Here is a 13,458-nt window from a genome sequence, read left to right on the forward strand (position 1 = left end):
GGCGCCCGTGTCGGTCGCCGGCCAGGTCGCAGACGAGATCCAGGTGATGGGTGGTGCGTTCATGTTCTCCCGGGAGGCGGCCGCTTTCGCCGCCGGTACGGGGGTCGAGGGGTTCATGGGCCCGTACACGCGGGGTCGCGGCGGCGTGCTCGGAGAGGTCGACGCGGACGTGGTGAGCGCGGCGTTCGGGTTCTTCGAGCCGGGCGCGGTGCGGCGGGCGTGGGAGTCGGTGGCGATGCCCGCGTCCGAGGCGGCACAGGGCTATGTGGAGGCGTGCCGGCGGTTCGGGATGCGCAAGTTGGAGTCGTTCGATGCGGCGGAGCGACTGGCCGGGCTGCTGGAGCGGGTGGTGGTGGCCGGCGACAGTGCGGGGCTGCCGTTGTTCGCGGGCTGGCGGGCGTTGCCGTTGGGGGCGGACGCGACGGGGCGGGTGGAACAGCTGATCCAGGTGTTGCGGGAATTCCGTGGTGGCGCACATCTGTTGGCGGTGCGGGCAACGGGGTTGACGCCGCAGCAGGCGGTGCTGGTGAAGGGCGGTCCGATGGGTGACGGCTCGAAGACGGCGGCGAATTTCGGCTGGCCGGAGCCGTACGCGGAGGTCGATGCGGATGTGGTGCGGCGGTGGGAGGCGGCGGAGGCGTTGACCGATGAGCTTGTCGCACCAGCGTTCTCGGTGCTGGGTGACGTGGAGGGTAAGGAGCTGGTGGAGTTGGTGCGGGCGGCGCACGCGGTGATGTTCGCGCGGCGGTAGTCACCTGCGGGGTCGTCGGTTCCGGTGTGCGGGAAGCCGGAGGTGTGGCCCGTGCGGTGGCGCCGTTGTCAGCGGGGTGACCTGGGGCTACCGGGCTTGTTGTGGGCGGTCTGGTCGGGGGTGGTGCGGCCGGCGGTGGCGGTGTGGGGGCGGCTGGCGTATGTGTTAGGGCATGAGCAACACGACGACCGATGAAGTGCGGTGTGTGCCGGGGCCTGTCGCGGGTGGGGTGACGGTGTTGTCGGCGCGGGAGGTGCCGTTGGGTGGTCCGCGGGCGATGACGGTGCGCCGGACGTTGCCGCAGCATGTGAAGTCGCTGATCGGGGCTTGGTGTTTCGCTGACCATTACGGTCCCGATGATGTGGCCGAGACCGGCGGGATGCGGGTGCCGCCGCATCCGCATACGGGGTTGCAGACGGTGAGCTGGTTGTTCACCGGGGAGATCGAGCATCGGGACAGTTTGGGGTCGCATGCGTTCGTGCGGCCGGGTGAGCTGAATCTGATGACGGCGGGGCACGGGATCGCGCATTCGGAGGTGTCGACGGCGGGGACGTCGATTCTGCACGGGGTGCAGTTGTGGGTGGCGTTGCCGGATGCGGCGCGGGACTGTCCGCCGGCGTTCGAGCATTACGTGCCGGAGCCGGTCGAGCTCGACGGGGCGACGTTGCGGGTGTTTCTGGGTGAGTTGGCGGGTGCGTCGTCGCCGGTGCGGACGTTCACGCCGTTGTTGGGGGCGGAGGTGGTGTTGGCGCCGGGTGCGCGGGTGAGTGTGCCGGTGGATCCTGCTTTCGAGCACGGTGTGCTGGTGGATGCGGGTCCGATGACGGTGGCGGGGCATCGGGTGGAGCGGTCGGAGTTGGCGGCGCAGGAGTGCGGGCCGGGTGAGCTGGTGCTGGGGAATCCGACGGCGCGCCCGGCGCGCGCGTTGATTCTGGGTGGTGTGCCGTTCGGTGAGCAGGTGCTGATGTGGTGGAACTTCGTGGGCCGTACCCATGAGGAGGTCGCGGGGTTCCGGGAGCAGTGGCAGCGGGAGCTGGCCGAGCCGGAGGCGGATGGGGAGCGCCGGTTCGGTGTGGTGCCGGGGTATGAGGGTGCGGCGTTGCCGGCGCCGCCGTTGCCCGCGGTGCGGATGCGGCCGCGGGGCTGATCGCGGTTGGTTTCCGCGGGAACTTCGAGTTGTAGTCGGGCGGCTGCAGTGCGCGACCCGCCTCCGGGACCGTAGGCGAGGCCCGCAGCATCACTTCGACGCGGCCAGGAGCCACCGGTGCAGGGCTTCTGGTCACGGACTGGGCCTCCGGACCATGGCTGATCGCGGCCAGGCTCCTGCTATGCGACGGATTGATTCGGTGGCGCCCTGTCGGATCGCCTTGGACGGACCGCCGGTTCAGTTTTGCGGGCTGACTACTGGTGGTTTCCAGTCACCCTTGGCCACTTGGGGTTTGGGTGCGTAGAGGCGTAGTACGAGGGTGAATGGGCCGGTGCTGGGGATCGGCAGCCAGTTGCCCTGGGCTACTTCGGGCTCGATGGTCGGCGTCATCGGGTCCGTGGTGATCGGCTGCCCGGTGGCTGGCGGGGGTGGGTTGTGGCAGGGTGGCGGGGTGTCCGATCGTGCTGTTGTGTCGCCGAATCTCACTGTTGCGGGCCGGGTTCCGTCGGTGTTGCGGGTGTGTGTCGAGTTGGTGGGGTGGGTGACGGCGCCGTGGGCGTTGAGTCGGTGTTCGGTGTGGTTGGTGCCGGTGGCGTTGGTGGTGTTGATCGTGGTGCCGGGGGTGTTCGCGACGCCGGGTGACAAGAAGGATGTGCCGGTGGCGGTGCCGGGGGTGGCGACGATCGCGATGATGGTGAGTCAGTTGGTGGCGGCTGGGTACGGTGCGTGGGCGTTGTTGCCGGTGTGGGCGGTGTGGGGGGTTTCGGTGTTGGTGGTGGTGACGATTGTGGCGGAGTTGCCGCGGTGGCGGTGGTTGCTGGGTGCGGGACGTGGACGGGTGTGATCGCTGCTGTGACCTGCGGTGTTACCGGGTTCGGTGATGTCGGGCAGTGGAATCTTTCATATGGGATCTCCGGAATTATTCGGCCGAAACGGCCTCGATTCGGGTGGATTCCGTGTACATTCTCGCGTAGCTGATCGTTAGCTACTCGTGATCGACGTTCTTCCCGATCGCGGTTCGTGATCCGGATTCCACCCTTTCACCGTGGCGTGGGTTCCGGCGTTCGCAGTTGACATCACATGTCGGCCGTCGCGGCCGGCGAGCCGGGAGAAACCACATGGAATCCACCGCGTCACACCCCATCCTGTCGATCGGCCGGGCCGGTCGCGACTCCGATCTCGCGCCGCTGGGGCTGCCCGCGCTGATTCTGGGCGTGATCATGCTGATCGGGGGTGCGGTCGGATATCGCTGGCTCGACGATCTGATCCGGATGTTCGGGCCGATGGTCGACCTGGCGTATCTGGCGTTCCTGGGTGTGGGCGCCGGGGTGAGTCATTGGGGGTTGGTCGTGGTGCGCAGCGGGCAGGAGCCGGTCGCGCCGACGCGCTGACCGGCTCCGTGATCGGACCGTCGCTCAGAGAACGGCGCACAGGCCCGCGACGGGCACGCCGTCGTCGTCGCGCACCGGCCGCAGGTGGGAGTGTTCGTCGGCGAGGCGGAAGATCTGCAGGTCCGCAGGCACCCCGGTGAGTGGTTGCAGGTGGCGGCGCGTAGCGCGGTGGGCGCGGGTGCCCAGTCCGGGGCTGGTGTCGACCCCGGCGGCAGCGACGGTGGCCTCCGACAGCATGGTGTTGCCGTTGCCCCCGGCTTCCATCATGCGGGCCGCGATATTGACGTCCACGCCCAGCCAGTCGCCGCCGATCTCGCGGGGGGTGCCGGTATGCAGGCCCATGCGCATCTGTGGCCGGTATCCGTCGAGTTCGACCTGCCGTAGTGCCGCGCGCCCGGCGAGGGCGGCGCGGACGGCGCCGTCGGCGGTGGGGAACACCGCCATCATGCCGTCGCCCATGCGTTTGACGACGCGGCCGCGGTTGGCGGTGACGGGCGGTTCGATCGCTTGGGCGACCGCGCGCAGCAGGTCGAGGGTCTTCTCGTCACCGGCTTGCAGGGACCAGGTGGAGAAGGATACGAGGTCGGTGAACAGGATCGTCATTTCCTGGGTGCCGCGGCCGCGGCCCAGGGCGGCCTGCCAGAGCTGGAGTGCGCCGAGGCCGATCTCACGGGCCACGCCGGTGGAGCCGCCGGCGACGACGCGTCCCATGGCTTCGGGGGCGCCGGGTCCGGATACCGACAGTGGGTCGCCGAACGCGGGGTCGCCGGGCAGTGCTGCGCGGGCTCGTGCGACCGCGGCGATCAGGTCGTTACCGCGGCGGTCGGTGGTCTTCGGTGGTGTCTGCTGTCCCATGATCAACCTTTTCCTGTCGTTTCTCTCAGGACTCAGCGGGCGCTCCGGTGGGCCGCGTCTACACCGGAAACACTACCGAATGGAATCGATGGGTCCCAGTTGTGCGAGGGTGGGGGTGATCACGGGAGATCGATGTGACCCAGGGCACGGCGTGCGAGAGTGTGCCGGTGGTGCGGATGCGAGCACCCCGGGATCGGCCGGTGTGGCGAGTCGCGGGGGTGCGTGCGGTTCGCGGGGGAAGGGCCTCGGTGGGTGAACGGGGCTGATCGCGGCGGCTCAATGCGACGACCAGCACCCGTGCCGTTAACTCTACGACCCGGGCGGCACCGGTAAACGCTTGTCTACCAACAACATCGAGATAGGCACGAATTGCCGGTCGACTGGCACGCGATGTCGCATGCCCGCCGCGGGCCGGTATCGGCAGGGCGCGACCGGGTTTCCGGGCCGGGCGCGCGGGCCGGTCGTCCTTGACCGGTACTTCGGCGGGCCGATATGTTTTCCGGCGATGTCTGCCATGAGCTGTTGCGCCGGACCCGGTGTCGTGTCCGGCGCGGTGACCGCGGGTCACCGGATCGCGTCTCCCGCTGTGTCCCGGTGTGTCCGGCCGGATTCGGGTGGTATGCGATGACCACACGTGCGCTGGTGATCGGTTGCGGTGGGACCATCGGCGGGGCGTGGATCGTCGCCGCGCTCGCCGCGTTGTCCGAGCAGCTCGACTGGGATCCGCGCGACGCCGACATCCTGCAGGGGACGTCGGCGGGCGCGGAGCTGGTGACCGTGCTCGGCAGCGGGATCGGGGTCGGGGACTTGGTCGCCATGGAACGCGGTGCCGCCACCGACCCGGTGCTGCGGGCCCATTACGCGGCCGCGCCACCGAGCCTGCCGCCGCTGCCCTTTCCTCGTCCGTTGAATCCGTCGCTGCTACGCACCCAGCGCGGGCTGGCCGCGCTGGCCGGTCTGGCGCCGGTGGGCCGCGGTAACCCGCAGTGGTTGCGGCGCCTGGCCGATGCGCTGACCGGCGGGCGGGAATGGGTGGCGCACAAGGACACTCGTATGGTCGCGGTCGACGTGCGTACCGGGGAGCGGGTGGCGTTCGGTGCGCCGGGCGCGCCGCGGGTGTCGCCGGCGACGGCGCTGACGGCGTCGTGGTCGGTGCCGGGGTGGATGCCGCCCGTGCACGCGGCGGGCAGCGTGTTCATCGACGGGGGTGCCGCGTCCACGGCGTCGGTCGACCTGCTAGCGGGCGAGAACGTCGACGAGATCTATGTCGTGGCGCCGATGGCGTCGCTGTCCGGTGACCGGATTCCGGGGATCGGTGGGCTGTTGGAGGACCGGTTGCTGCGGCGGCCGATGACCGCGGTACTCGCCACGGAGATCGCGGCTACCGCGGCGCGGGGCACTCGTGTGGTTACTATCTGTCCGGACAGTCGCGATTTGGCGGGGTTGCCGCCGAACTTCATGGACCGCAAGCATCGTCGCAGCGCGTTCGAATCGGCGATGCGGACCGCACCCGCAACGGTGGCCGCCGCGCTCGCCGCCACCGCCTGACCGTCAGGAGCCGCCCACGCGCCCAGCCGCCGCTCGCCCCGCCGACCGCGCCCGGGTGCGGTGGCCCGGCCCACCCGCCCGCACACCGCGGCGGCGGGGGCGCCCCGCGCGTCAGCGGCTGCTTATCGGGGCGGCTCTGGCCGCACTGATCGTGGCGCCCTGGTGCGCGACCGGAATCGGTGGCGCCGCACCGGCCATCGGATCGAGTTCGGGCTCGGGCGCCGGATCGGGTTCGGGGTCCAGCGATCCGGCGGCCGGGACCATCGGTCGGGCGGTCGACGACTTCTACCGCGCACCCGATCCGCTGCCCGCCGGCGCACCCGGTGCCGTGATCCGCAGCAGCCCGTTCACCCTGAAACTGTCCGTCCCCGGTCACGACGGCCCGCTGCCCGGCCGCGCCACCCGAATCATGTACCGCAGCAACGACACCAACGACGCGCCGGTCGCGGTCACCGGCACCTACCTGGAACCGGCCCTGGCCTGGCGCGGTCCCGGCTCGCGCCCTCTGATCGCGGTCGCGCCCGGCACCCAGGGCCAAGGTCACCAGTGCGCGCCGTCGAAGACCCTCGGCGAACTCGTCCACTACACCGGGCCGTTCGACCTGTGGTTCACCAGCTACGAGGTCCTCACCGCCTACACGTTCCTGATGCAAGGGATGGCGGTGGTAATGACCGACTACTACGGGTTCACCGACAACACCGTGCACGACTACGTGAACCGGCTCTCGGGCGCGCACGCGGTCCTCGACTCGATCCGGGCGGCGAACGCCCTGACCGGCACCCGGCCCCGGGCCGTCATCGCCGGCTACTCCGAAGGCGGTAACGCCGCGGCGGCGGCGGCGGAACTGCAGTCGCAGTACGCGCCCGAACTCGACCTGATCGGCTCGTATGTCGGTGCGCCGCCCGCGGACCTGCGGGCCATGCTCGACCACAGTCAGGTCATCGACGGTGTCGTGCCCGGACTCGGCGGACTCGCACCCGGTCTGGTCGGGTACGTGCTCAACGGGTTGATCGCCGACTATCCGCAGGTCGGGCCGGTCCTGTACGCGGCGCTGAGCCCCGCCGGGCGCGCCATGCTGAAGTCCGTGGCGCACACGTGCGTGGCTGAGCTGGCGGTGTCGACCACGTTCCGGGAGATCACACGGTATACGGCGGCGGGCCGGCCGCTCGACCGGATCATCGACGAATCACCGGAAGTGGCGCGCGTGCTCGACGCCCAGCGGATCGGGCGGTTGCGGCCCGCGGCACCGGTGTTGATCGCGGCCGGCGCCAACGACGACGTCGTCCCCTACAGTCAGGTCCGTCAGCTCGCCGCCGACTGGTGCGGGCACGGCGCCGTCGTGCAACTCGACCGCACCGCGTGGCTGCCGACCTTGCTGCCCAGTTTCGCGGTCGACCACGGCTTGGAGATGCTGCCCGCGCTCGCCCAGGCGGTCGGGTGGATCGGGCAGCGGCTGCTCGGCAAACCCGCTCCGACGAACTGCGCTGCGTTGCCTTGATGCGCTGGATGCGGGCCCGTGGATCCGGGACGGCACCTCGGCCTTCGTATGCCGGTGGGTTGCCGTCCTGTTCGGGCGGCGGGTGGTATTCGATGGGGTGTGATCCCTCCCATAGATCGCCGCCGCCCAGACACCTCAGATAGCGAATCTGTAGTTAACATGCGCTTTTTCGTAACCTGGCATTAATCCCGGCGGGTCGGTGCCGCCGCCGGGTCCGTGGCGCGGGTGTGGTGCGATCGCGGCCCGGAAGCGCGGCCCTCGGCGGAGGTGCCGGTGGATGTCGCGGTCGCGGTCCCGGTACCTGCGACGGCGGCAAGATCTTGCCCGGCAACACGATCGGCGCGGGTCACCGCGCTGGTCGTGTTGTGTCCGTTCGTGGCTGCGCGCGTCGGCCGTATCGCCGGCGCGCAACCGGGTGTCGCGGACTGCTAGGTCCGGGTGGGTTACACGCAGGTTTCCGCAACGGTGCCGTCCACGGTCGCTGCCCACCGGTAGCTGAACCGGTCGGTCGACCACGACACTCTTGACCACGGCGAGAGCGTGCCGCTATCGTCCGGATCGTTGCTTGCGACGCTCGTATTTCGATTCGATCGTGTGGCTCCCACCGCCGCCGCGGTGGCCACCGAATGGCCCGCCATGTGAGTTCTCGCGGCGCCGCACCCGAATCCGACGCTGCCGATCCCGGCGCGGAAATACTGCTCGTCCAGGAAGTCCCGAACCATGACGCTCGACCCCTCCCGCGCACGCCGCTGCGCCCGCACCAGCATGCCCCGGGACCCCCACGCCACCCGCCGCACCACCACGCGCCTGCTCGGCGCCGCGGTCACCGCCGCCGTCCTCGCCGCCGCACCCACCTGGACCGCCACCGCCGCACCGATCACCGGCCCGCACAAGACCGCCGCCTACGACCCCTTCTACGACGCCCCCGACCTGTCCGGCAGCGCGCCCGGCGACATCCTGCGCAGCCAGCCGTTCCCGCTCACCCTGGCCGTCCCCGGCCCCGGCGGCCAGCTGCCCGGCAACGCCACCCGAATCATGTACCGCAGCAACGACACCAACGACGCACCCAACGCCGTCACCGGCACCTACCTGGAACCGGCCGCCCCGTGGACCGGGCCCGGACCGCGCCCGCTGGTCGCCGTCGCACCCGGCACCCAAGGCCAAGGCAGCCAGTGCGCGCCGTCGAAAACCCTCGGCGAGCTCGTCCACTACACGTTCCCGTTCGACATCTGGGTCACCAGCTACGAAGTCCTCACCGCCTACACGTTCCTGTCCCAGGGCATGGCCGTCGTCATGACCGACTACGCCGGATTCACCAACGGCGGTGTGCACGACTACGTCAACCGGCTCTCGGGCGCGCACGCCGTCCTCGACTCGGTCCGGGCCGCCGAAGCGCTCACCGGCACCCACCCGCCGACCGCGATCGTCGGCTACTCCGAAGGCGGCAACGCCGCCGCCGCGGCCGCCGAACTGCAGTCGCGGTACGCGCCCGACATCGACCTCGTCGGCTCCTACGTCGGCGCCCCGCCCGCCGACCTGCGGGCCGTGCTCGACCAGAGCGCGGTCATCGACGGGCCCCTGCCGGGAATCGTCGGCGGTCTCGCGCCCGGCCTGGTCGGTTACGTCCTCAACGGCATGGAAGCCGACTATCCCGACGTGCGCCCGGCCATCGACAGCGCGCTCACCCCCGACGGCCGGCAGATGCTCGCCGCCGCCGCCGGATCCTGCGTCGCCGAACTCGGGCTGCGCACCATGCTGCGCCCGATCGACAGCTACACCGACGGCCGCGAATCGGTCGACCAGATGATCGAGCGGTCACCGGAACTGGCCGCCCGCGTCGACGAACAGCGCATCGGCGGCCTCGACCCGGCCGCGCCGGTCCTGATCGCCGCCGGCACCGCCGACGACGTCATCCCCTACAGTCAGGTCCGTCAGCTCGCCGCCGACTGGTGCGGACACGGCGCCATCGTGCAACTCGACCGGACCGCCTGGCTGCCCCCGCTGTTCCCCGGCACCGCGATCGGGCACGGACTGGAGTTCGCGCCCGCGATCGGGGACGCCGCCGCCTGGGTCCGCGACCGGTTGGCCGGCATCCCCGCCCCCGACAACTGCGCCGCCCTGCCCTGACCGAACAGGCCCGGACCGCGGGTGTGGAATCGCTGCGCGAACCGCGGGACTCTGTGAGACTCGAGCCTGCTCGGGAGATCGTCTCTCACAGCGTCTGTCGAGGAGGACCGATGGTGCGGGTCGTGCAGTGGGCCACCGGCGGGGTCGGGAAAGCGGCTGTCGAAGCGGTGCAAGCACATCCGGACCTGGAACTGGTCGGCTGCTACGTACACAGCGACACCAAACACGGCCGTGACGTCGGTGACATCGTCGGTATCGCGCCGATCGGGGTGTCCGCCACCACCGATATCGAGCAGATCCTGGCCTTGGACGCGGACGCGGTCGTGTACGCGCCGCTGGTCCCGAATCCCGCTGAGGTGGCGCGGATTCTGCGTTCGGGCAAGAACGTCGTCACCCCGGTCGGCTGGTTCTATCCCGGCGAGCGTGACCGCGAACTGGCTCAGGCGTGCCTCGACGGTGGTGTCACCCTGCACGGTATCGGGATCAACCCGGGCGGGACCACCGACCTGCATCCGCTGGTGCTGTCGGCGATGTCGTCGGCGGTGACGTTCGTGCGGGCCGAGGAATTCTCCGATATGCGCACCTACGACGCCCCCGACGTGCTGCGTTTCGTGATGGGATTCGGTGGCACACCCGAACAGGCCCGGCAGTCCCCGATGCTGAAACTGCTGTCCGGCGGATTCCGGCAGTCGGTGCGAATGTGCTTGGACACGTTGGGTTTCGCGCAGGCCCGCATCGACACCACCCATGAGGTCGGGGTCGCGGCCGCGCCGATCGAATCACCGCTCGGGATCATCGAACCCGGGCAGGTCGCCGCGCAACGCTTCTGCTGGGACGCGATCGTCGGCGAGCGGCCGGTGGTGCGGATCGCGGTCAACTGGCTGATGGGGGAGGACGGCCTCGAACCGGGCTGGGAATTCGGTCCCGACGGTGAACGCTACGAGATCGAGATCAACGGCGACCCCGACACTTTCGTCACCATCCGCGGCTGGCAGCCCAGCAGTATCGCCGAAGGCCTGAAACGCAACCCGGGGATCGTGGCCACCGCCAACCACTGCGTCAACTCGATCCCGTACGTGTGCGCGGCCGCGCCCGGCATCAAATCCAGCCTGGATCTGCCCGTCGTCGCCGGCCGCGCCCACCCCGACCTCGCCGCACGGGCCTGAACCGTTCCAGCCGCGGCCCGGTCACCGCACGGGCCGTCGCGGTCACCGGCGTCCGGTAGGCGCCGGGTCGAACGGAACAGGGCAAGCGGGGGATTCGCTGCACGCCAGCAGATCCGCGCAGCCGGCGGCCAGCGCCGCGCGCAGCGTGTCACGGACTTCGGTGAGTTCGGCTAGCCGGGCGTCGATTTCGGCAGCTTGGCGCCGGCACGGGACCGCAGGCCCGCCGGCGGGCGCCGGCGCGAACCGGCCCGGGAGCCTGCGAGCAGTTGCGCGACCTCGTCGAGCGTGAACCCCAGGCGTTGGGCGGCTTTGATCGCCCGCAGCGCCGTCACCGACTCCCGCGGATAGAGCCGATGCCCGCCCGGGCTGCGGTCGGGTTCGGCGAGCAGCCCGCGGCGCTCGTAGTAGCGCAACGTCTGAATGTTCACCCCGGCTGCGGCCGCGAGCTCGCCGGTACGTAGCGCGCTCACCGCCGGGCACCGATCCTCGACTCCGCCCGCGCGGCGAACGCGTCCAGCACCTCGCGGTGGGCCGCCGCCACCGCGACACCCATCACCACATCGTCCGCGGTGTCGGTGAAGTCGAAACCGAACACCGAGCAGCATCGCGACTCGCGCCCGGCCAGATCCCGCGCCCACGCTCCGGCGCCCGCATCCACGATCACCTCCAGCCGCGCCGGTCCGCGACGGCGGACGGCACGCACGGACGTGGCGAAGAACCGGTCGAGCTCGGCGACCCGGATCGGCTGCTCCGCGGTCGCGAGCGTGCACGCCGACGGCACCCAATCCTCGTGAGCTGGTGACAACGTCATACCTCGACGGTAAGCCTGTACCCCGGTACCGGATGCAACCCCGGGCAGTCCTGTCGGGCAGTGCGCTCACCGCGTCCGCCCGGGCCCGGATCGGTTCGCCGCCGGTCCCGGTCGAGAACGCTCCCGGCCGGGCGCGACGGCCGGCAGGAACACCGCCTGCGAAACAGGCGGCCATGGCGATCTCGTAGGCGCAAAGCCCGATTCCGGCGATCGGTACCGGAATCCGGGTTCTCGAATTCTCTTGTACGGCAGCGGGTCTCGGTCAGGTGCGGCGGCGGGCGCCGGCGCCGGCGGGTGTGGTGCGGGTGGCGGTGTCGAGGTCGGCGGCGTGCTTGTCGGCCCACCGCCACACCTGTTCGAGCGCGCGTCCCAAACTGGTGCCGCTGGGGGTGATCTCGTAGCTCTTGTCCGGCAGTTTCGTGACGATGTTCGCGGCGGTCAGGGTGGCGAGACGGTCGGCGAGCATGCTCGACGAGCAGTTGCCCATGCGGCGGCGCAGTTCGAGGAAACCGAGCGCGCCGGGTTCGAGTTCCCAGATGACGCGCAGGATCCAGCGTTGCCCGAGCAGGTCCATGGCGGCGTACACGGGGGCCTCGGGGTCGTCGTCGTCCGCGGTTGCGCTTCTCATTTCGAACCACCATACTCACTTCTCGATCAGAAGCACTTCTCGATCAGAAGCATGGGAGCGACACCGATGGCCGAACCGCGCACACGCATCGCCCTGATCACCGGCGCCTCCCGGGGAATCGGCGCCGAAACCGCCCGCCTCCTCGGCACCCGCGGCCACCACGTGATCATCAACTACCGCGAGAAACAACGCCGCGCCCGCGACGTCGCCGCCACCGTCGCCGCCGCCGGCGGCAGCGCCTGCACCGTCCGCGCCGACATCACCGACACCGCCGACATCACCGACACCGCCGACGTCACCGCCATGTTCGACGAGATCCGCGCCCGCCACGGCCGGCTCGACGCACTCGTCCTCAACGCTTCCGGCGGCCTCGAAGTCGGCGCCGACCCCGGCTACGCGATGCGCGTCAACCGCGACGCCCCGAACCGGCTCGTCGACGCCGCCCTGCCCCTGCTGGCCCCCGGTTCCCGCATCGTGTTCGTCACCAGCCACCAAGCCCACTTCGTCGCCCGCCGCGACGTTCCAGCCGCCTACCGTCCCGTCGCCGAGTCCAAACGCGCCGGTGAGGACGATATGCGTTGCCGTGCAACCGAACTCGCTGAGCATGGCATCGGCCTGTCCATCGTGTCCGGCGACATGGTCGACGGCACCATCGTCGTGCGGCTCCTGCAACGCCGCGACCCCGCCGCCGTCGCCGCCCGCCGCGCCGCCCTGCCCCTGCCCACCGTCACCGAATTCGCCACCGCCGTCGCCGATGAAGCCGCCCGCCCCGGCACCGAAGCCCGCACCGTCTTCGTCGGCGGCAGCGACTACCTCACCGAGGACTTGACCTTCACACAGTGACAGGGTCTGCACTGGTCGGTGAAGGAGGTGGTCACATGAACCCCACCCACCCCGGCGAGCCCGACGCTCGCCTCCTCGCCGCCCTCGCCGGCCACGACCCGTCCACCCGGCTGCGGGCCGCGCTCACCGCCGGCAGCCTGGCCGACCCCGCGTTCGTACCGATCCTGCTCGCCCGCAGCGCCGTCGAACCGGACTTCTACGTCCGCGACATGCTGACCTGGGCGCTGTGCCGGATGCCGGCCCGGATCACGGTGCCCGCCCTGCGCGCCGAACTCGCCTCCGCCGCCGCACAGGCACGCGCGCAAGCCCTGCACACCCTGTCCAAGATCGGGGACCGGTCCGCCTGGCCCGCCGTGACCGCGCTACTGCACGACGACCACGACGAGGTGGCGCTCAGCGCGTGGCGGGCCGCGGTCGCGCTCGTCCCCTCCGGCGCCGAACCCGCCCTCGCCGCCGACCTGGGGACCGCGCTCGGCCGCGGCGACCGTACCGTACACCTGGCACTGAGCCGCGCCCTGGCCGCGCTCGGCGACGCCGCCGACCCGGTACTCGCCGCCGCCACGACCAGCCCCGACCCCCGGGTGCGCGCCCACGCCGCCGCCACCGAACAACTGCGCCGCGACCCCGACCGCGGCTTCGACACGGCCCGGGAACTGGCGAAACGGGTCGCGGTGACCGGCCCGGACCGCTAGG

The 13,458-nt window shown here is 70.8% G+C and carries 15 protein-coding genes; 10 read left to right on the forward strand and 5 right to left on the reverse strand.

Features of this window, described 5'->3' with window-relative positions:
* The first annotated feature begins 7 nt into the window (after positions 1-7).
* Both EBN03_RS08830 and EBN03_RS08835 read left to right on the forward strand, forming a co-directional pair.
* Complete coding sequence (locus tag EBN03_RS08830; RefSeq protein WP_233608263.1) at positions 8-751, forward strand: SCO6745 family protein; 744 nt, start codon at positions 8-10, stop codon at positions 749-751.
* Between the two features lie 172 nt (positions 752-923).
* Positions 924-1,898, forward strand: coding sequence for a pirin family protein (locus tag EBN03_RS08835; RefSeq protein ID WP_122187473.1), 975 nt, complete (start codon positions 924-926; stop codon positions 1,896-1,898).
* Positions 1,899-2,135: 237 nt separating this feature from the next.
* Here the strand turns inward: EBN03_RS08835 and EBN03_RS35810 are convergent, their stop codons facing one another.
* Positions 2,136-2,288, reverse strand: a complete 153-nt coding sequence (locus tag EBN03_RS35810; protein ID WP_122187474.1) for a DUF1214 domain-containing protein — start codon at positions 2,286-2,288, stop codon at positions 2,136-2,138.
* Here EBN03_RS35810 and EBN03_RS08845 point away from each other — a divergent pair.
* The gene (locus EBN03_RS08845) at positions 2,218-2,742 is read left to right on the forward strand and encodes a hypothetical protein (RefSeq protein WP_233608316.1); all 525 of its coding nucleotides are present in this window, start codon (positions 2,218-2,220) and stop codon (positions 2,740-2,742) included. The genes EBN03_RS35810 and EBN03_RS08845 overlap by 71 nt on opposite strands.
* A 274-nt stretch (positions 2,743-3,016) precedes the next feature.
* Positions 3,017-3,289, forward strand: coding sequence for a hypothetical protein (locus tag EBN03_RS08850; RefSeq protein ID WP_122187476.1), 273 nt, complete (start codon positions 3,017-3,019; stop codon positions 3,287-3,289).
* A 24-nt stretch (positions 3,290-3,313) separates the two neighbouring features.
* Here EBN03_RS08850 and EBN03_RS08855 read toward each other — a convergent pair whose 3' ends face one another.
* Complete coding sequence (locus tag EBN03_RS08855) at positions 3,314-4,144, reverse strand: adenylate/guanylate cyclase domain-containing protein (RefSeq protein ID WP_122187477.1); 831 nt, start codon at positions 4,142-4,144, stop codon at positions 3,314-3,316.
* 624 nt (positions 4,145-4,768) lie between these two features.
* Here EBN03_RS08855 and EBN03_RS08860 point away from each other — a divergent pair.
* The 4 genes from EBN03_RS08860 (at position 4,769) to EBN03_RS08880 (ending at position 10,483) form a co-directional block, all read left to right on the forward strand.
* Positions 4,769-5,692, forward strand: a complete 924-nt coding sequence (locus EBN03_RS08860) for a patatin-like phospholipase family protein (protein ID WP_122187847.1) — start codon at positions 4,769-4,771, stop codon at positions 5,690-5,692.
* Between the two features lie 55 nt (positions 5,693-5,747).
* Positions 5,748-7,190 (forward strand): lipase family protein, encoded by a 1,443-nt coding sequence (locus EBN03_RS08865; RefSeq protein WP_158675569.1) that lies wholly within the window; start codon positions 5,748-5,750, stop codon positions 7,188-7,190.
* A gap of 720 nt (positions 7,191-7,910) precedes the next feature.
* Positions 7,911-9,317, forward strand: coding sequence for a lipase family protein (locus EBN03_RS08875; RefSeq protein WP_233608264.1), 1,407 nt, complete (start codon positions 7,911-7,913; stop codon positions 9,315-9,317).
* Between the two features lie 110 nt (positions 9,318-9,427).
* Positions 9,428-10,483, forward strand: a complete 1,056-nt coding sequence (locus EBN03_RS08880; RefSeq protein ID WP_122187480.1) for an NAD(P)H-dependent amine dehydrogenase family protein — start codon at positions 9,428-9,430, stop codon at positions 10,481-10,483.
* Positions 10,484-10,653: 170 nt separating this feature from the next.
* Here the strand turns inward: EBN03_RS08880 and EBN03_RS34515 are convergent, their stop codons facing one another.
* The 3 genes from EBN03_RS34515 to EBN03_RS08895 all read right to left on the reverse strand — a co-directional run bounded on the left by EBN03_RS34515 (position 10,654) and on the right by EBN03_RS08895 (position 11,922).
* Positions 10,654-10,953, reverse strand: a complete 300-nt coding sequence (locus EBN03_RS34515; protein ID WP_199742736.1) for a MerR family transcriptional regulator — start codon at positions 10,951-10,953, stop codon at positions 10,654-10,656.
* Entirely contained in the window at positions 10,950-11,294 is a 345-nt protein-coding gene (locus tag EBN03_RS08890; RefSeq protein ID WP_122187481.1) for a hypothetical protein, read from the reverse strand. The genes EBN03_RS34515 and EBN03_RS08890 overlap by 4 nt, the downstream gene beginning before the upstream one ends.
* 262 nt (positions 11,295-11,556) lie before the next feature.
* Positions 11,557-11,922, reverse strand: a complete 366-nt coding sequence (locus tag EBN03_RS08895; protein WP_122187482.1) for a winged helix-turn-helix transcriptional regulator — start codon at positions 11,920-11,922, stop codon at positions 11,557-11,559.
* A 66-nt stretch (positions 11,923-11,988) separates the two neighbouring features.
* Between EBN03_RS08895 and EBN03_RS08900 the strand changes: the two genes are divergently transcribed.
* Together EBN03_RS08900 and EBN03_RS08905 are read left to right on the forward strand one after the other, a co-directional pair.
* On the forward strand, positions 11,989-12,765 hold the full coding sequence (locus EBN03_RS08900; RefSeq protein WP_233608265.1) for an SDR family oxidoreductase: 777 nt from the start codon (positions 11,989-11,991) through the stop codon (positions 12,763-12,765).
* 35 nt (positions 12,766-12,800) lie between these two features.
* Positions 12,801-13,457, forward strand: a complete 657-nt coding sequence (locus tag EBN03_RS08905) for a HEAT repeat domain-containing protein (RefSeq protein ID WP_122187484.1) — start codon at positions 12,801-12,803, stop codon at positions 13,455-13,457.
* Position 13,458: the final 1 nt, after the last annotated feature.

Source organism: Nocardia stercoris (assembly GCF_003696265.1).
In the GTDB taxonomy this organism is placed as follows: Bacteria; Actinomycetota; Actinomycetes; order Mycobacteriales; family Mycobacteriaceae; genus Nocardia; species Nocardia stercoris.

Excerpts from the sequence above, each read along its gene's own strand:
- EBN03_RS08890 (WP_122187481.1), bottom strand. The coding sequence starts at position 11,294 with ATGACGTTGTCACCAGCTCACGAGGATTGGGTGCCGTCGGCGTGCACG.
- EBN03_RS08880 (WP_122187480.1), top strand. The coding sequence starts at position 9,428 with ATGGTGCGGGTCGTGCAGTGGGCCACCGGCGGGGTCGGGAAAGCGGCT.
- EBN03_RS08850 (WP_122187476.1), top strand. The coding sequence starts at position 3,017 with ATGGAATCCACCGCGTCACACCCCATCCTGTCGATCGGCCGGGCCGGT.
- EBN03_RS08855 (WP_122187477.1), bottom strand. The coding sequence starts at position 4,144 with ATGGGACAGCAGACACCACCGAAGACCACCGACCGCCGCGGTAACGAC.
- EBN03_RS08835 (WP_122187473.1), top strand. The coding sequence starts at position 924 with ATGAGCAACACGACGACCGATGAAGTGCGGTGTGTGCCGGGGCCTGTC.
- EBN03_RS35810 (WP_122187474.1), bottom strand. The coding sequence starts at position 2,288 with ATGACGCCGACCATCGAGCCCGAAGTAGCCCAGGGCAACTGGCTGCCG.
- EBN03_RS08900 (WP_233608265.1), top strand. The coding sequence starts at position 11,989 with ATGGCCGAACCGCGCACACGCATCGCCCTGATCACCGGCGCCTCCCGG.
- EBN03_RS08875 (WP_233608264.1), top strand. The coding sequence starts at position 7,911 with ATGACGCTCGACCCCTCCCGCGCACGCCGCTGCGCCCGCACCAGCATG.
- EBN03_RS08895 (WP_122187482.1), bottom strand. The coding sequence starts at position 11,922 with ATGAGAAGCGCAACCGCGGACGACGACGACCCCGAGGCCCCCGTGTAC.
- EBN03_RS08905 (WP_122187484.1), top strand. The coding sequence starts at position 12,801 with ATGAACCCCACCCACCCCGGCGAGCCCGACGCTCGCCTCCTCGCCGCC.
- EBN03_RS08860 (WP_122187847.1), top strand. The coding sequence starts at position 4,769 with ATGACCACACGTGCGCTGGTGATCGGTTGCGGTGGGACCATCGGCGGG.